The organism is Oceanimonas doudoroffii, from assembly GCF_002242685.1.
Taxonomy (GTDB): Bacteria; Pseudomonadota; Gammaproteobacteria; order Enterobacterales; family Aeromonadaceae; genus Oceanimonas; species Oceanimonas doudoroffii.
In genome coordinates this window covers 123,824-139,619 of record NZ_NBIM01000005.1, presented here as the reverse complement: position 1 = coordinate 139,619, position 15,796 = coordinate 123,824, and the positions used below count along the sequence as shown (strand labels likewise).

Genomic DNA, 15,796 nt, shown 5'->3' with positions numbered 1-15,796 from the left:
GGAGCACGAATGGACAAGTTCAAAATTCAGGGCCCTTGCCGGCTTGCCGGTGAGGTGACCATCTCCGGTGCCAAAAACGCCGCCCTGCCCATATTGTTCGGCACCCTGTTGTGTGACGAGGCGATACACCTTTCCAATGTGCCCCGGTTGAAGGACGTGGATACCACCCTGCAACTGCTAGCGACCATGGGCGTGGACGTCAAGGTCAATGGTGACGTCACCGTGCTCGCCGGCGCCGTTAACAGCCACATTGCCCCCTATGAGCTGGTACGCACCATGCGTGCCTCCATTCTGGCCCTGGGGCCACTGGTGGCCCGTTTCGGCAAGGCCGACGTGTCCCTGCCCGGCGGCTGCGCCATCGGCGCCCGCCCGGTCAACCTGCATATTCACGGCCTGGAGCAAATGGGCGCGAAGATTCGCGTTGAAGACGGCTACATCAAGGCCCGGGTCGACGGCCGCCTGAAGGGCGCCCACATTTTGATGGACATGGTCAGTGTGACCGGTACCGAGAACTTGCTGATGGCGGCGGTGCTGGCGGAAGGGCGCACCATTATCGAAAACGCCGCCCGGGAGCCGGAAGTGGTGGATCTGGCCAACTTCCTCAACGGCCTGGGTGCCAACATTCAGGGCATTGGTCAGGACACCCTGATCATCGACGGCGTCGACGCCCTGCACGGTGGCAGTTACAGCGTGCAGCCGGATCGCATCGAAACTGGTACCTTCCTGGTGGGAGCGGCGGTCACCGGCGGTGACATCACCTGCCGCAACACCGATCCGCATCTGCTGGAAGCGGTACTGGTCAAGCTGCGGGAAGCGGGCGCCCTGGTGGAAACCGGTGCAGACTGGATTCGCCTCGACATGACCGGTCGTACCCTGAAGCCGGTGGACATCAAGACCGCACCCTATCCGGCCTTTCCCACCGACATGCAGGCCCAGTTCACCGTGCTCAATGCGGTGGCCAAGGGCGTGGGCCAGGTGACCGAGACCATCTTTGAAAACCGCTTTATGCACGTGCCCGAGCTCAACCGCATGGGCGCCCATATCGAGCTCAATGGCAACATGGCCATTTGCGGCGACACCGAGCAGCTCACCGGCGCCACCGTGATGGCCACGGATCTGCGCGCTTCTGCCAGCCTGGTGCTGGCCGGTTTCGTGGCGGAAGGCACCACCATAGTGGATCGCATCTACCACATCGACCGCGGCTACGAGGTCATCGAAGCCAAGCTTTCCGCCTTGGGCGGCAATATCGAGCGGATTAAGGGCAACTGAGGCTTCAGGCCATAAGCTGAAAGCTATCGGCCGTTCCAGTGAGACGGCGGGCAAAATGAAAAGGGAAGACATGGATGTGTCTTCCCTTTTTTTATTCGCAAGGCTAGGTTTCTTGTCGCCTTCAGCGCAGGCGCTGAAAGCGGCGATCCTCTTCGATCAGCACCGGCAGGGTAAGGGTTTTTCCATCCCGCAGCAGGGTCACGCGAATCTCGGTGCCGGGCCGGGTTTCCGCCACCATGTCCATGGCGTGGCGCGTATTGCCGATGGGTTTGCCGTCGATGGCCAGCAGCACATCGCCGCTTTCTATGCCGGCCTTGGCGGCCGGGGCGCTCGGGCTGACGTTGTCGACATAAATGCCGGTTCTATCGTTGAGGTTGAGCAGCCGGGCCATGACCGGGGGAATGTCGGCGCCGCCGATGCCCAGATAGCCGCGAATGACCCGGCCGTTGGCGATCAGGGCCTCCATAATGCGTCGGGCCAGTCCGTAGGGAATGGCAAAGCTGATGCCGTAGCTTTCCTGGTGGGCCACGCTCTGAAACGACGCGGTGTTGATGCCCACCATTTCGCCATAGACGTTGACCAGGGCGCCACCGGAGTTGCCGGCGTTAACGGCGGCGTCGGTCTGCAGCAGATCCTGGCGGCCGTTGCTGTCCGGGCCCATGCTCGACAGGCCGGTGCGGCCGGTGGCGCTGATAATGCCCTGAGTGATGGTCTGGCCGACGTTATAGGGATTGCCGATGGCCAGGACGATATCGCCCACCTGCGTATTGAGTTGTTCACTTTGGGGAATCACCGGCAGTCGCTCGGCGGCAATTTTCAGCACCGCCAGATCCGTGGGCACATCAAAGCCGATGACCTCTCCGGCCAGAATGCGGCCGTCCTGCAATGCCACTATGACCTGATCGGCCTCGGCGATGACATGGTAATTGGTGAGCACGTGGCCCGCCGCCGACATAATGACCCCGGAGCCCAGGCCGGTGGCACTCAGCTCCGGGCTGGCGCTGCCCTGCTGAAAGCTGCGCGTGTAAATATTGACCACGGCGGGACCGGCGCGGCTGGCGGCATAGGCAAAGCTGGCCACACCCACCTGGGGCGTGCGCCACCAGTGTTCCAGCGACTGGGTGCGCAGCTGAGGGAACAGCAACAGCAGCAGGGCGGCCATCAGTACCCCGTAGAGGGTGGCCTGAAACAGGTATTTGAGCAGGGTGGCTGGCCGCATGTCGTCAAGTGATGGCTGCAAGGTGCGCCAAGCATAACATAAGCGGCCGGGGATGGGAGTCTGCCGGCGGCAGACTCCCTTTGGTGTCAGGGGGTTATCTCAGCACTAGGTAGATGGAGGAGTTGCCGCGCTGAATGTTGAGCGCCAGCACTTCCGGTTTGGCTTCAATAATCTGGCGCAGTTCACCCAGCTCCTTCACCCGCTTGCGGTTGACGCCGATAATGACGTCACCTTCCTCCAGCCCGGACAGGGCGGCGGGGGAGCGGGGCGCCACCTCGGTCACCCGGACACCGCGCACGCCGCCATCGTTGTTGGCCAGAGACGCGCCCTCCAGGGCCTGATGCAGGGTGTTGGCCGCCACCTGCTGCTCGCTGGCGTGGTCCAGGGTGACCTTGACGGTTTTTTCCCGGCCATCCCGAAACAGTCCCAGCTCCACGGTACGGTCGGCGCCCATGGTGGCGACCTTGGCACGTAATTCGCCAAAGGAGCGAATGGGCTTGCCGTCCAGGCTGATGATGATGTCCCCGGCCTTGAGTCCGGCCTCGGCGGCGGCGGAGTCTTCCAGCACCTGGCTGACAAAGGCGCCATGCTGGCTGCGGTAGCCAAAGGTGCGCGCCAGTTCGGAGGTGAGCTCGCCGCCCATGACGCCCAGCACGCCCCGGCGTACTTCGCCGTATTCCAGGATCTGATCCGCCAGGTTTTTCACCATGTTGGCGGGAATGGCAAAGCCAATGCCGATGTTGCCGCCGCCCGGGCCGAGAATGGCGGTGTTGATGCCCACCAGGTTGCCTTCCAGATCGAGCAGGGCGCCACCGGAGTTGCCGGAGTTGATGGCGGCGTCGGTCTGAATGAAGTTTTCCAGGTTTTCCACGTTCAGGCCGGTGCGCCCCAGTGCACTGATTACGCCTGTGGTCACGGTCTGGCCCAGGCCAAAGGGGTTGCCGATGGCAATGGCGAAATCCCCCACGCGCAGCTTGTCGGAGTCGGCAAAACCGATTTCCACCAGGTTGTCGGCGTCCACCTTGAGCAGGGCGATGTCGGATTCCTTGTCGGAGCCGATCAATTCGGCCTCGTATTCCTGGCCGTCGATCAGGGTGATCAGGATCTTGTCGGCGTCCTCGATGACGTGGTTGTTGGTGATCACATGGCCCTTGTCGGCGTCGATGATGACTCCGGAGCCCAGGGCCTGAAAGGGCCGTTCACGCACCTGCTCGCCGGGCATGTTGGGACCAAAGAAAAAGCGGAACGGCTCGGGCAGCACCTGGCGGCTGACCTTGCTGCCGGATACCGAGATATTGACCACGCCCGGGCTGACCTTTTCCACCACGGGGGCCAGGCTGTTGATCTCGCTGCCGGCGCCAAAGGGCAGGGCGGCCTGGGCGGCGGGCAGGGTGGCCAGGCCAAGGCTCAGGGCCAGGGCGGAAAGCAGGGGGAGTCGACCTTTCATGCATATGCTCCTCAGTGTAAAACGACAAATGCCGCAAATTGCTTGTTCAGACTGATCGCCGTGAGCGGAGTTCCGTACCGGCGTGTCAAACGGCGCTGTTTTCATTAATTGTGCTTTTTGTGTGGAAGATCAAGCCGCTGCCGCCCACACCTTGCCCGGATCCGGCCCCGGCCATACACTGGTGGCCTTCGCGTTCACTCAGAAACTGTCATGACCCCCAGCAGCAAATACCAGGCGGATCTGACCCGCCCCGACTTTGTGCACGACCCGGCCCAGGCCGAGGCGGTGTCCCATTTGCAGCGTCTTTACGATGAACTTACGGCCCCGCCGGCGGCCACGCCCCGTCCCAGCCTGTGGCAGCGGCTCACCGGCCGCGTCGAGGCGCCGGCGGCAACCATTCGCGGCCTTTATTTCTGGGGCGGCGTGGGTCGGGGCAAAACCTACCTGGTGGATACGTTTTACGACTGCCTGCCCTTTGAACGCAAGCTCAGGGTGCATTTTCATCGTTTTATGGTGCGGGTGCACGACGAGCTGCAAAGCCTGAAGGGCCAGGCCGACCCGCTCAAAATAGTGGCCGAGCGACTGGCACGGGATGCCCGCGTAATCTGTTTTGACGAGTTTTTCGTGTCCGATATTACCGATGCCATGATCCTCGGCACCCTGTTTGAATACCTGTTCGGTCATGGCGTGATCCTGGTGGCCACCTCCAATATTCCTCCCGACCAGCTGTACCGCAACGGCCTGCAGCGGGCCCGTTTTCTGCCCGCCATTGCCCTGATCAAGGCCAACTGTGACATCGTGAATGTGGACTCGGGCACCGATTACCGGTTGCGCACCCTGCAGCAGGCGGAGATTTACCATCATCCCCTCGATGCCCAGGCCAGTGCCAACCTGGAACAGTATTTTGCCCGCTTGTGCAACGAGCCCGGTCGCTGGGGTGCCGACATCGAAGTCAACCACCGTCGATTGAGTACCATCGCCGAGGGTGACGGCGTGCTGTATATCGGTTTTGATGCATTGTGCCGAACGGCCCGCTCCCAGCTTGACTACATTGAGCTGGCCCGCTGCTACCACACGGTATTGCTGGCGGAGGTGCAGCCCATGGACGGCAATACCGATGATGCCGCCCGCCGTTTTATCGCCATGGTGGACGAGTTCTACGAGCGCCACGTTAAACTGATCATCTCGGCGGCGGTGCCCATGACCGACCTGTATGGGGAAGGACGGCTCAATTTCGAGTTTCGGCGCTGCCTCTCGCGGCTGACCGAAATGCAGTCCCATGAATATCTTGCCAGAGAGCACCTTCCTTAGTCACAATATGCGCCCTCCGATCCGAGGCATGGTCGTGAGGAAAGGGCGGGCGAGCCGGCCGGTTTCAACGGGCATTGAAATTAGCAGGTGATTTTTAAGGCAACTTTACCTATAATCGCCCGGCCCACGTTACACAGCCGCCGATAAGGTGGCATCACAGTAAGCAGACAGCTACTCGAAGGGGTAGGGGGTCTGGTCGTGTTTTGCGCATGTGCGCAAGTGTAGGATTCATTTTCAGTAATTTGGGTTCATCCATGAAAACTTTTGTTGCTAAGCCAGAAACCGTCAAGCGTGACTGGTATGTTGTTGATGCAGAGGGCAAAACTCTGGGTCGTCTGGCCACCGAGATCGCCCGCCGCCTGCGCGGTAAGCACAAGCCGGAATTCACTCCTCACGTTGACTGCGGTGACTACATCATCGTTATCAATGCCGAGAAGGTACAGGTTACCGGTAAGAAAGCGTCTGACAAGATTTACTACTCTCACTCCGGCTTCCCGGGTGGCATCAAGTCCATCAGCTTCGAAAAGCTGATCGACCGCAAGCCCGAGATGGTAATCGAGTCTGCCGTACGCGGCATGCTGCCCCGCGGCCCCCTGGGTCGTGCCATGTACCGCAAGATGAAAGTCTATGCGGGCAGCCAGCACAACCATGCTGCGCAACAACCTCAAGTACTTGACATCTAAGGCGGGATTAGGCAAATGGCAGAAACTCAATACTACGGTACCGGCCGTCGCAAAAGCTCCACTGCGCGCGTATTCGTAAAGGCGGGCAGCGGTAACATCGTTATCAACCAGCGTTCACTGGATCAGTACTTCGGTCGTGAAACCGCCCGCATGGTGGTACGTCAGCCGCTGGAACTGACCGAGCTGAGCGAAAAGCTGGACCTGTACATCACCGTATCCGGTGGTGGCATCTCCGGTCAGGCCGGCGCCATCCGTCACGGTATCACCCGTGCACTGATGCAGTATGACGAGACCCTGCGCGGTTCCCTGCGCAAGGCCGGCTTCGTGACTCGTGACGCCCGTCGCGTTGAGCGTAAGAAAGTTGGTCTGCACAAGGCGCGTAAGCGTCCCCAGTTCTCCAAGCGTTAATTGGGACAGCAGTCTTGTATTTCAAAGCCCGGGTTTCCCGGGCTTTTTTATTATGAAAAGCCGCCGTTCACGGATTAATGACTTGTTGGTTATTTGTTGATTTGGAACAAATTCTGCCGCCATATATGCGAGCTGCGGCACTTCGGGTGTCCTTGTAAAAGACACCGCTTTTCATTAGAATTTCCGGGTTTTTTTGTGGCAATTGAAACCATGATATCCGCCGCGATTGTCACACCGCAGTATCAATGCATGGAACGAAAAATAAATGCGCGGAGACCAAATGGGAGAGTTTTTGGATGAGCAATGCGCCAGTTGATACCGGTCGCCGCAGGTTTCTGACCTGGTCAACCGCTGTTGTGGGCGGGGCCGGAGCCGCTTTCGCCGCTGTGCCCTTTATCGCATCGTGGAACCCGAGCGCCAAGGCCAAGGCCGCCGGTGCTCCGGTAGAAGTCGACATCAGTAAAATGGAACCCGGTCAGTTGATTCGGGTGGAATGGCGTGGCAAACCGGTATGGGTTGTGCGCCGCAGTCAGGAAATTCTGGATGGCCTGCCCAAGCATGACAACCAGTTGCGGGATCCTGCATCTGAGCAACCGCAACAGCCCGGTTATGCCCAGAACAGCTACCGCTCCATCAAGCCCGAGGTGTTTGTGGCCGTGGGCCTGTGTACCCACCTGGGTTGCTCGCCCACCTACCTGCCCGATAGCTTCGGTGAGCAGGTACAGGGTGTGAGCTCCGGCTTTTTCTGCCCCTGTCACGGCTCCAAGTTCGATATGGCCGGCCGCGTGTTCCAGGGGGTTCCCGCTCCGCTGAACTTGGTCATTCCCCCTTATTACTATGTCAACGACGCCACCATACTGGTGGGTGAAGACAAGGAAGGAGCCTAACACCATGCTGGGTAAACTCGTAAGCTGGATCGACGAGCGCATTCCGATGACGGCGACCTACAACAAGCATGTAGGTCAGTATCCCGCGCCCAAGAACTTTAACTTCTGGTACTTCTTTGGCTCCCTGGCCATGCTGGTACTGGTGAACCAGATCCTGACCGGTATCTGGCTGACCATGAACTACAATCCGTCCGGTGAAGGCGCCTTTGCCTCCATCGAATACATCATGCGGGACGTGGAATACGGCTGGCTGCTGCGCTACATGCACAGTACCGGTGCCTCCGCCTTCTTCGTGGTGGTCTACCTGCACATGTTCCGTGGCCTGATCTACGGCTCCTACCAGAAGCCCCGTGAACTGCTGTGGCTGTTCGGCATGCTGATCTTCCTGGTGCTGATGGCGGAAGCCTTTATGGGCTACCTGCTGCCCTGGGGCCAGATGTCGTTCTGGGGTGCCCAGGTGATTATCTCGCTGTTCGGGGCCATTCCGGTGATCGGCGATGATCTGACCCTGTGGATTCGGGGTGACTATGTTATCTCCGGGGCCACCCTGACCCGCTTCTTCGCGCTGCACGTGATCGCCCTGCCGCTGGTGCTGGTGATCCTGGTGTTCCTGCACATCGTGGCCCTGCACGAAGTGGGTTCCAACAACCCCGACGGTATCGACATCAAGAAAAACAAGGACGAGAACGGCTGGCCGAAAGACGCCATTCCCTTCCACCCCTACTACACCGTGAAAGACATCGTGGGTGTGGCCGGATTCCTGTTCTTCTTTGCCTTTGTGATCTTCTTTATGCCCGAAGGCGGCGGCTACTTCCTGGAAGCGCCGAACTTTGAAGCGGCCAACGGCCTGAAGACGCCCGAGCACATTGCGCCGGTATGGTACTTCACTCCGTTCTACGCGATTCTGCGGGCGGTACCCGACAAGCTGATGGGCGTTATTCTGATGGGCCTGTCCATTGCCGTGCTGTTCGTGTTGCCCTGGCTGGATCGCTGCAAGGTGCGTTCCTTCCGCTACCGCAGCAAGCTGCACCTGCTGAACATCATTCAGTTTGTGATCTGCTTTATCATTCTGGGTATTCTGGGCGCGCTGCCGTCCACGCCGGTACTGACGCTGCTGGCCCAGGTGACTTCCTTCGGCTATTTCGCCTTCTTCGTGCTGTTGTTCTTCTACAGCAAAAACGAAAAAACCAAGCCGCTGCCAGAGAGGGTAACGTTCAAATGAAAAGGATAGTTGTTGCATTGTTTGCGCTGTTGCCGGCCCTGACCTTTGCCGCTGGCAGCAACGTTCACCTCGACGAGGCGGACTACGACCTGGCCGACAAGGCCTCGCTGCAAAACGGCGCCAAGTTGTTCATGAACTACTGTTCCGGTTGTCACAGCACTCAGTATCAGCGGTACAACCGTGTGGCCGAGGATCTGGGCATTCCGGAAGACGTGATGCAGGCCAACCTGAACTTCACCGGTGTGGCCATCGGTGATCTGATGGAAAATGCCATTCCTGAAGCCGACGCCGCCAACTGGTTTGGCGCCGCGCCGCCGGATCTGACCCTGGTGGCCCGGGTACGTGGCGCCGACTGGCTGTACACCTACCTGCGTTCCTTTTACAAGGACGACAGCCGTCCGTTTGGCGTGAACAACCTGGTGTTCCCGTCCGTGGGCATGCCCCACGTACTGGAGCCGCTGCAGGGCACCGCTACCCTGAAGACCGAAACCCGTACCGTGGACGGTCAGCAGGTAGTGACCCCGGTGGGCATCGAGACCGAGGGCAACGGCGAGCTGACCACCGCCGAGTATGATCAGGCCGTGCTCGACATCGTCAACTTCCTGGTGTACTCCGGTGAGCCGGTTAAGCTGGAGCGTCAGCGCCTCGGCTACTGGGTGCTGGGCTTCCTGGCCATCTTCTTCGTCATCGCCTATATGCTGAAGAAGGAATACTGGCGTGACGTGCACTGATTGAGACATTAGACATCGTCTAAGCTGAACAGGGAGCGGCAATGGAGCTGACAGGCTACCGTTGCCGTTCCCATTTATGATTTGCGGAGGATTCAATGGCAGTTGCGGCCAACAAACGTTCCATCATGACGCTGTTTTCGGGCGCCGATGACATCTACAGCCACCAGGTGCGCATTGTGCTGGCAGAAAAGGGCGTCAGTGTGGAGATCAGTCAGGTTGAACCTGACAACCTCCCCGAGGACATGCTGGAGCTGAACCCCTACGGCACCGTGCCGACCCTGGTCGATCGGGAGCTGGCGCTTTACGAGTCGCGCATCATCATGGAATACCTGGACGAGCGTTTTCCCCATCCGCCGCTGATGCCGGTCTATCCGGTGGCCCGGGGCAACAGCCGACTGATGATGCACCGCATCGATCGGGACTGGTATTCACTGGTGGAGCGCATTCAGCGCGGCGACAAGGCCGACGACGCCCGTAAGGAGCTGCGTGAGGCGCTGCTGTCCATTGCCCCGGTGTTTGCCGAGTATCCTTTCTTCATGAGCGAAGAGTTCAGCCTGGTCGACTGCTATATGGCACCCCTGCTGTGGCGGCTGCCGTCCCTGGGCATTGAGCTGTCCGGCCGTGGTGCCAAGGATCTCAAGACCTACATGATGCGGCTGTTTGAGCGCGACTCCTTTCAGGCCTCACTGACCGAAGCCGAACGCGATATCGGTGGCAAGGTGTGAATATGGAGCAGATGACCCCCAGCCGTCCTTATGTGCTGCGGGCCTTTTACGACTGGCTGCTGGACAACGAGCTGACACCGCATTTGCTGGTGAATGCCGAAGTGCCTCATACCGAGGTGCCGCGGCAATATGTGAATGACGGCCAGATCGTATTGAATATTTCGCCCAGCGCCGTGGTGGGCCTGCACATGGACAACGAAGCGGTCAGCTTCAATGCCCGCTTTGGCGGTCAGCCGCTGCAGGTTTACATTCCCATGGCGGCAGTGGTGGCCATTCAGGCCCGTGAAAACGGTGCCGGTACCTTCTTTCCGCCGGAGCCCGCCTACGAGGCCTGGCTGGAAGCCGCCAGCGACGAGGTGCCCGAGCCGGAGGCGGCCACGCCGCCGGAAATGGACGGCACTCAGCCGCCGCGCAAGGGCAGGCCCAACCTCAAGGTCATCAAGTAATAAAAAACGCAGCCAAATGGCTGCGTTTTTTATTACCGTGCCCTGGCTCAGGGAGCGGCTTGCACGAATTCAAACATGGTCATCACCTGGCGCACGCCGGCAATACTGCGGGTCATCTGCACGGCGATGTCCCCTTCCTTCTGGGTGACCAGGCCGATCAGGAACACCTCGCCGTTTTCGCTCACCACCTTGAGCTTGGAGCCGTCGATGTTTTTCTCCGCCAGCAGGGTGCTTTTGACCTTGGAGGTCAGCCAGGTGTCCTTGCTCTGCTGGGTCAGGGTGAGGGGCTGGCCGATACGTACCTCGTTGAACACCTCGGTGACCCCGGGCACGCCCCGGACTATCTCCTCGGCCCGGGCCCGGTAGGCCTCGGTGGGAGCCTGGCCGATCAACAGCGTCTTGCCATTGGTGGTGATCACGGCAAAGCGGCTTTCGTTCCACATCGGCTTTTCCTCGCCTAGCCGGTGCAGGGCGCGCATTTCAATGGTCTGATCGCTGAGCTGGGTGCCCAGGGTGCGCCTATCGGTGATCACGTTGGCGCCGGTGGCGCCGCCGGCGGCCACCAGGCCGGCACAGCCCTGCAGCAGGGCGAGAGAGGTCAGCAGCACGGCCGCTGTCTTGTTCATGGTCAGTCCTCCTGGCTGGGAAACAGGGTGCGGTCAATCAGATCGCACAGGCAATGCAGGGTGAGCAGGTTCACCTCGTGAATACGTGGCGCACGCAGTGCCGGCACGCGAATTTCCACGTCGTTGGGGCCGAGCAGGCCGGCCAGCTCGCCGCCGTCGCCGCCACTCAGGGCCACTATGGTCATGTCCCGGCTCAGCGCCGCTTCGGCGGCCTTGATCAGATTTCGGCTGTGGCCGCTGGTGGAGATCACCACCAGCACATCGCCGGCCTGGCCCAGGGCCCGTATCTGACGGGCGTAGGCGTCGTCAAAATGGTGATCCACGGCAATGGCGCTGATGCTGCTGGTGTCCAGGGTCAGGCACATGGCCGGCAGTGCCGGGCGCTCGGTTTCGTAACGGTTGATCAGTTCGCTGACGAACAACTGGGCCAGGGCATTGGAGCCGCCGTTACCGCATACCAGCAGCTTGTTGCCGTTGAGCAGGCACATCACCATCATCTGGGCGGCGGCCAGAATGTCGTCGGGCAAGGCCTCGGCGGCGGCGATCTTGGTCTGAATGCTTTCGGTAAAGCTGGCTTTGATTTCTTCCTGCATGAGGCTCCTCAAAAGGCGTTGGGTATCCAGTTGATCTGGTCGCCGTCGCAGGCGACCAGATCGAAACGACAGGGCTGGTGTGCTTCGTTCAGCCCCTTCATGTGCAGATAGCTGAGCGCGGCGCGGCGCAGCCGTTGTTGCTTGGCGCCGGTCACCGACACCGCGGCGCCGCCAAATTGCCGGCTTTGGCGGTAGCGGACCTCCACAAACACCAGGGTGTCCCCCTGGCGCATGATGAGATCGATTTCGCCCAGTTTGCACTGGTAGTTACGGGCCACCGGCTGCAGCCCCTGAGTGCGCAGGTAGTCTTCGGCCCGGCGCTCATGGAAGGCGCCATGGGCACGCTTATTGTTGCCCGGGGGGAATCCAGTCGCCATTGCTGTATTCCATCCATTGCAGCCGGCGCTGCACCACGCCCTCGGGAGAGATCGTCAGGGCACCGGTCAGTGCCGGCACCGCCGGGCTTCCCTGGCGCAGGGCCGGCAGTTGCGGCACTAGGGTAAGGGCGTCATAGCCGAGGGCGAACAGCCGCAGCCAGGCGGTGCTGGCGTTGGGCCACAGGCTCAGCACTTCCTCCTTCAGCTGGGGGGCGCCGTCAAACAGCCAGGGCATGTCAGCCAGCCGCAGCCCGGCCAGTTCGCCCATGGGGGCCTCGCCCGGGGGCAGGTAGCTGCGGGATATCACATAGGTGGGCAGGCGGGCGGCCCGACTGTCCCGCACAAAGTCGAAGTAGGGCAGAATAAACCGGGTTTCGGCGGCGTTGGTCACCATGAACACCGCGTCTATCGGCCTGGCTTCGGGCACCAGGCCGGGCTCACCGTTGACCGGCAACACCTGGCCGGCCGTCGCCGGGCGGCGGCTCAGGGCCCGGCGAACGTCACCCTCTATGCCGGCCTGATTGCTGAAGTAACCGAGAATGGCGGCGCGACCGCTCAGGGCCTGCCACTGGCGATCGAACTCCGCCGCCACTCGGCGACCCAGTTCGTTGGCCGGGGCGAACACCAGGGGCTGCCGGTGGCCGTTGTCCCACATCTGCCGGGCGGCATCGGCGGCCTCGGCGTCGGGAGATAGGGAGAAATAGTAAAGGTGGGCCAGGCCGGGCTGGTAGGCGGGCTGGTTCAGTGCCAGTACCGGCATGGCCGGATCCTGACGCAGCAATGCGTCCACATTGTCTTTCAGCAGCGGACCGATGATGAAGTCGGCGCCCGATGCCAGCACCTGCCGGTGCAGGGCGGCCATGTCATTGCCGGCGCTGTCAAAGAAGCTGAGCCGGGAAGACTGGCCCTGATGGGCTGCCAGCACGCCGTTGCGCACCGCCTCGCCCTGCTCCGCCAGCCGCCCGGACAGGGGCAGCAGCACGGCGATGTGGCTTGGGCGGTAGTCCGCCGCCGGGGCCGTGGTCAGGGTGCCGGGCAGGTAATGACGGGCGGGGTGCTCGGGATAGCTGCTGCTCCATGAGGCCAGCTGCCAGTCGCGCTGGGCCGCGGGCAGATCGGCGGCGTTCAGAATGCTCATCAGCCGGAACCAGCCATTGGCGTCGGCGGACTGATCGTCCCCTTGGGCACGGCGCAGCTCGGGCGGCGACAGGGTGGCCAGCAATCGGTGAATACGTTCCCGGTTGCCATCCTGCTCGGTGGCGGCCAGGCCGGCATGACGGGCGATCAGTGCCGAGGCCGCCGCCACCGTCTGCTGCAGATCCTCGTGGGCATTGGCCTTGAGCAGCCAATAGTAGTTTTGCCCGCTGGTGGTCAGCCGAGTCCGGTCGAGCCCCTGCAGCAGTTGCAGGGTACGTCCGGGATCCTGGCCCACCAGGGCGTCGGCGGCCTGCAGCATGGACACCACGGGCCGTTGCGACAAGGTGGCGACCTGGTCCAGCTCGGCCATCAGGGCATTAGCCTGATCACGCTGGCCCTGCTGCAACCAGGCGCGTACTGCCAGCACACGCCAGGCGAAGGCGTCGGCTCCGGTGGCTACACCGGCCTGGGCCGAGTACTGTTCGGCAGGGCGGTCCAGCGGGCTGAACAGATCCGGTGCCGGCTCCGGGGTTACCCCGGTTTGCAGCAGGCCGGAGCCGCAGGCGGCCAGAACGGATGAAAGCACCAGGGTGCACAGCAGTCGTGTTACACTGGCCCATTGTGTTTGAGTTGCCAATCCCTTATTTCCCATGCTGAGTCATTCTGGTCCTAAGTGTAATCGGGCCGGGACGGTGAAACAATTGCTTGCACAGGAGTCGCCATGAGCCAGACCGCCGCCCTTTATATCGTGCCCACCCCCATTGGTAATCTGAGTGATATCAGCCAGCGCGCCCTGGACACCCTGCGCCAGGTGGATGTGATCGCCTGCGAAGACACCCGGCACACCGGCAAGCTGCTGTCCCACTATCAGATAGGCACGCCCACCTGGGCGCTGCACGATCACAATGAACAGCACAAGGCCGAGCAGCTGGTGGGCCGGTTGCAGGAGGGCAAAAGCATCGCCCTGGTGTCGGATGCGGGCACGCCGCTGATCAGTGACCCGGGCTATCACCTGGTCAATCGCTGCCGTGAGGCGGGGGTGGCGGTGGTGGCGCTGCCCGGACCCTGTGCCGCGGTCACCGCCCTGTCGGCGGCCGGCCTACCCACGGATCGCTTTGTGTTCGAAGGCTTTTTACCGGCCAAGGACAAGGCGCGCCACGACAAGCTGGAAAGCCTCAAGGATGAACCCAGAACCATGGTGTTTTACGAGTCTCCCCGCCGGCTGCTCGATACCGCTGCGGCGCTGGTGGCGGTGATGGGCCCGGAACGCCGAGTGGTGGTGGCTCGGGAGCTGACCAAGACCTTTGAAACTATTCAGGGCCTGCCGGCGGGCGAAATGCTGGACTGGCTGAAGGAAGACGCCAACCGCTGCCGGGGCGAGATCGTGCTGATGGTGGCCGGGCACAAGGCCGAGGCCGATGCCCTGCCGGTGCCGGCGTTGAAGACCCTGGCCCTGCTCAGTGCCGATCTGGGCCTGAAAAAGGCGGCGGCGCTGACCGCCGAGATTCACGGCTTGAAAAAGAATGCCCTGTACAAATACGGCCTGGAAGCCGGGCTCTGAGCCGGCAGAATAGCGCTGGCGCCGCTGGCCGGGCTGAGGTACACTGCGCAGCCGAGCTGGCCGGACAATCGCTGCCTCGTCGTTGTGTCTTCGGGCAGACGGGCGAGGGGGAGGAAAGTCCGGGCTCCACAGGGCAGGGTGCCAGGTAACGCCTGGGGGGCGTGAGCCCACGACCAGTGCAGCAGAGAGCAAACCGCCGATGGCCTTCGGGCACAGGTAAGGGTGAAAGGGTGCGGTAAGAGCGCACCGCGCGGCTGGCAACAGTCCGTGGCACGGTAAACTCCACCCGGAGCAAGACCAAATAGGCCTCCTACAGGCGCGGCCCGCGCTGGAGGCGGGTAGGTTGCTGGAGCCGGCGAGCGATCGCCGGCCTAGAGGAATGATTGTCAATCGGGCTTGCCCGATACAGAACCCGGCTTACAGGCCAGCTCAACCTAATTTCATGAACGCAGCCATTCGGCTGCGTTTCTCTTTTTTTGGCGCTGTTTTTTGTGTCGGTCATCTTATTTTCATCCCTGTTTATTTAAAAAAATCTCCATATAAAACAGCCACCTGTTTTTTTATTTCCGACTCATCGGAATCCTTTGTCGTGAGCGACTATTTCCTTGCTTGAAATGCCGGTATTGCCTCCTTACACTTGGTGTGGTGGGAAAAAGTGGATTTTTGTGGAACAAAGGAATCAACAGGGACTCTGAATGCTGCGTGGTGCGCACGCCATCAGCCTGGACAGTAAAGGGCGGCTGGCAATACCAACCCGATATCGAGGGCCGTTGCATGATGAATGCGACGGCCTGCTGGTATGTACCATCGATATCAGCCACCCCTGCCTGCTGCTGTATCCCCTCACAGAATGGGAGCTGGTAGAGAAAAAGCTGCGCAGCCTGTCGAGCACCCAGCCCCAGGAACGGCGCCTGCAGCGCCTGCTGCTGGGACATGCGGCCGAATGCGAGCTGGATGGCAATGGCCGCATGCTGGTGCCGGGGCCGCTCAGGCAGCACGCGGCACTGGAAAAAAAAATCATGCTGGTGGGGCAGCTCAACCGTTTTGAAATCTGGAGTGAGCACCGCTGGCAACAACAAATAAATGACGATTTGCTGGCCCTTCCCGAGGAAGGCTGGGAATCCTCAGAACGATTGCGGGACTTTTCGCTATAA

17 protein-coding genes and 1 other RNA gene are annotated in these 15,796 nt (G+C 61.2%); 12 read left to right on the top strand and 6 right to left on the bottom strand.

What is annotated here, in order from left to right; genetic code table 11:
- Window positions 1-9 precede the first annotated feature (9 nt).
- Complete coding sequence (gene murA, locus B6S08_RS14045; RefSeq protein ID WP_094201433.1) at window positions 10-1,269, top strand: UDP-N-acetylglucosamine 1-carboxyvinyltransferase; 1,260 nt, start codon at window positions 10-12, stop codon at window positions 1,267-1,269.
- Between the two features lie 121 nt (window positions 1,270-1,390).
- On the opposite strand, the gene degS is transcribed toward murA, so the two are convergent.
- Together degS and B6S08_RS14035 are read right to left on the bottom strand one after the other, a co-directional pair.
- Window positions 1,391-2,488: an outer membrane-stress sensor serine endopeptidase DegS gene (degS, locus tag B6S08_RS14040; RefSeq protein WP_094201432.1), complete on the bottom strand. Its 1,098-nt coding sequence runs from the start codon at window positions 2,486-2,488 to the stop codon at window positions 1,391-1,393.
- Window positions 2,489-2,582: 94 nt separating this feature from the next.
- Window positions 2,583-3,935, bottom strand: a complete 1,353-nt coding sequence (locus tag B6S08_RS14035; protein WP_094201431.1) for a Do family serine endopeptidase — start codon at window positions 3,933-3,935, stop codon at window positions 2,583-2,585.
- 210 nt (window positions 3,936-4,145) lie between these two features.
- On the opposite strand from B6S08_RS14035, the gene zapE reads away from it, so the two are divergent.
- The 8 genes from zapE to B6S08_RS13995 all read left to right on the top strand — a co-directional run bounded on the left by zapE (window position 4,146) and on the right by B6S08_RS13995 (window position 10,348).
- The gene (gene zapE / locus B6S08_RS14030; RefSeq protein ID WP_094201430.1) at window positions 4,146-5,246 is read left to right on the top strand and encodes a cell division protein ZapE; all 1,101 of its coding nucleotides are present in this window, start codon (window positions 4,146-4,148) and stop codon (window positions 5,244-5,246) included.
- Between the two features lie 254 nt (window positions 5,247-5,500).
- A complete protein-coding gene (gene rplM / locus B6S08_RS14025; RefSeq protein WP_094201429.1) occupies window positions 5,501-5,929 on the top strand; it encodes a 50S ribosomal protein L13 in 429 nt (142 codons plus the stop codon).
- Window positions 5,930-5,944: 15 nt separating this feature from the next.
- Entirely contained in the window at window positions 5,945-6,337 is a 393-nt protein-coding gene (gene rpsI, locus B6S08_RS14020; RefSeq protein ID WP_094201428.1) for a 30S ribosomal protein S9, read from the top strand.
- 296 nt (window positions 6,338-6,633) lie between these two features.
- On the top strand, window positions 6,634-7,224 hold the full coding sequence (petA, locus tag B6S08_RS14015; RefSeq protein ID WP_094201427.1) for a ubiquinol-cytochrome c reductase iron-sulfur subunit: 591 nt from the start codon (window positions 6,634-6,636) through the stop codon (window positions 7,222-7,224).
- A gap of 4 nt (window positions 7,225-7,228) precedes the next feature.
- Window positions 7,229-8,446 (top strand): cytochrome b, encoded by a 1,218-nt coding sequence (locus B6S08_RS14010; protein WP_094201426.1) that lies wholly within the window; start codon window positions 7,229-7,231, stop codon window positions 8,444-8,446.
- Entirely contained in the window at window positions 8,443-9,177 is a 735-nt protein-coding gene (locus B6S08_RS14005) for a cytochrome c1 (RefSeq protein WP_094201425.1), read from the top strand. The genes B6S08_RS14010 and B6S08_RS14005 overlap by 4 nt, the downstream gene beginning before the upstream one ends.
- A gap of 95 nt (window positions 9,178-9,272) precedes the next feature.
- Entirely contained in the window at window positions 9,273-9,902 is a 630-nt protein-coding gene (gene sspA / locus B6S08_RS14000) for a stringent starvation protein SspA (RefSeq protein ID WP_094201424.1), read from the top strand.
- 11 nt (window positions 9,903-9,913) lie between these two features.
- On the top strand, window positions 9,914-10,348 hold the full coding sequence (locus tag B6S08_RS13995) for a ClpXP protease specificity-enhancing factor (RefSeq protein WP_206063684.1): 435 nt from the start codon (window positions 9,914-9,916) through the stop codon (window positions 10,346-10,348).
- A 47-nt stretch (window positions 10,349-10,395) separates the two neighbouring features.
- On the opposite strand, the gene dolP is transcribed toward B6S08_RS13995, so the two are convergent.
- Genes dolP through B6S08_RS13975 form a run of 4 tightly spaced genes read right to left on the bottom strand, consistent with a single transcriptional unit; the run spans window position 10,396 to window position 13,718 of the window.
- A complete protein-coding gene (dolP, locus tag B6S08_RS13990) occupies window positions 10,396-10,974 on the bottom strand; it encodes a division/outer membrane stress-associated lipid-binding lipoprotein (RefSeq protein ID WP_094201422.1) in 579 nt (192 codons plus the stop codon).
- A 2-nt stretch (window positions 10,975-10,976) separates the two neighbouring features.
- The gene (locus tag B6S08_RS13985) at window positions 10,977-11,567 is read right to left on the bottom strand and encodes a D-sedoheptulose-7-phosphate isomerase (protein ID WP_014291349.1); all 591 of its coding nucleotides are present in this window, start codon (window positions 11,565-11,567) and stop codon (window positions 10,977-10,979) included.
- An 8-nt stretch (window positions 11,568-11,575) separates the two neighbouring features.
- Entirely contained in the window at window positions 11,576-11,944 is a 369-nt protein-coding gene (locus B6S08_RS13980; RefSeq protein WP_094201421.1) for a YraN family protein, read from the bottom strand.
- Window positions 11,913-13,718 (bottom strand): penicillin-binding protein activator, encoded by a 1,806-nt coding sequence (locus tag B6S08_RS13975; RefSeq protein ID WP_240919716.1) that lies wholly within the window; start codon window positions 13,716-13,718, stop codon window positions 11,913-11,915. The genes B6S08_RS13980 and B6S08_RS13975 overlap by 32 nt, the downstream gene beginning before the upstream one ends.
- Window positions 13,719-13,802: 84 nt before the next feature.
- Between B6S08_RS13975 and rsmI the strand changes: the two genes are divergently transcribed.
- From rsmI to mraZ, 3 genes are all read left to right on the top strand, one after another.
- Complete coding sequence (gene rsmI / locus B6S08_RS13970) at window positions 13,803-14,642, top strand: 16S rRNA (cytidine(1402)-2'-O)-methyltransferase (protein ID WP_094201419.1); 840 nt, start codon at window positions 13,803-13,805, stop codon at window positions 14,640-14,642.
- Window positions 14,643-14,694: 52 nt separating this feature from the next.
- Window positions 14,695-15,078: RNase P RNA component class A (gene rnpB / locus B6S08_RS13965), an RNA gene on the top strand.
- Between the two features lie 259 nt (window positions 15,079-15,337).
- Complete coding sequence (gene mraZ / locus B6S08_RS13960) at window positions 15,338-15,796, top strand: division/cell wall cluster transcriptional repressor MraZ (RefSeq protein ID WP_094201418.1); 459 nt, start codon at window positions 15,338-15,340, stop codon at window positions 15,794-15,796.

Coding starts and splice junctions, on each gene's coding strand:
- B6S08_RS14010 (WP_094201426.1), top strand. CDS start 7,229: ATGCTGGGTAAACTCGTAAGCTGGATCGACGAGCGCATTCCGATGACG.
- B6S08_RS13995 (WP_206063684.1), top strand. CDS start 9,914: ATGACCCCCAGCCGTCCTTATGTGCTGCGGGCCTTTTACGACTGGCTG.
- murA (WP_094201433.1), top strand. CDS start 10: ATGGACAAGTTCAAAATTCAGGGCCCTTGCCGGCTTGCCGGTGAGGTG.
- mraZ (WP_094201418.1), top strand. CDS start 15,338: ATGCTGCGTGGTGCGCACGCCATCAGCCTGGACAGTAAAGGGCGGCTG.
- sspA (WP_094201424.1), top strand. CDS start 9,273: ATGGCAGTTGCGGCCAACAAACGTTCCATCATGACGCTGTTTTCGGGC.
- degS (WP_094201432.1), bottom strand. CDS start 2,488: ATGCGGCCAGCCACCCTGCTCAAATACCTGTTTCAGGCCACCCTCTAC.
- B6S08_RS14005 (WP_094201425.1), top strand. CDS start 8,443: ATGAAAAGGATAGTTGTTGCATTGTTTGCGCTGTTGCCGGCCCTGACC.
- B6S08_RS13985 (WP_014291349.1), bottom strand. CDS start 11,567: ATGCAGGAAGAAATCAAAGCCAGCTTTACCGAAAGCATTCAGACCAAG.
- B6S08_RS13980 (WP_094201421.1), bottom strand. CDS start 11,944: ATGGCGACTGGATTCCCCCCGGGCAACAATAAGCGTGCCCATGGCGCC.
- rpsI (WP_094201428.1), top strand. CDS start 5,945: ATGGCAGAAACTCAATACTACGGTACCGGCCGTCGCAAAAGCTCCACT.
- petA (WP_094201427.1), top strand. CDS start 6,634: ATGAGCAATGCGCCAGTTGATACCGGTCGCCGCAGGTTTCTGACCTGG.
- zapE (WP_094201430.1), top strand. CDS start 4,146: ATGACCCCCAGCAGCAAATACCAGGCGGATCTGACCCGCCCCGACTTT.
- B6S08_RS14035 (WP_094201431.1), bottom strand. CDS start 3,935: ATGAAAGGTCGACTCCCCCTGCTTTCCGCCCTGGCCCTGAGCCTTGGC.
- rsmI (WP_094201419.1), top strand. CDS start 13,803: ATGAGCCAGACCGCCGCCCTTTATATCGTGCCCACCCCCATTGGTAAT.
- rplM (WP_094201429.1), top strand. CDS start 5,501: ATGAAAACTTTTGTTGCTAAGCCAGAAACCGTCAAGCGTGACTGGTAT.
- dolP (WP_094201422.1), bottom strand. CDS start 10,974: ATGAACAAGACAGCGGCCGTGCTGCTGACCTCTCTCGCCCTGCTGCAG.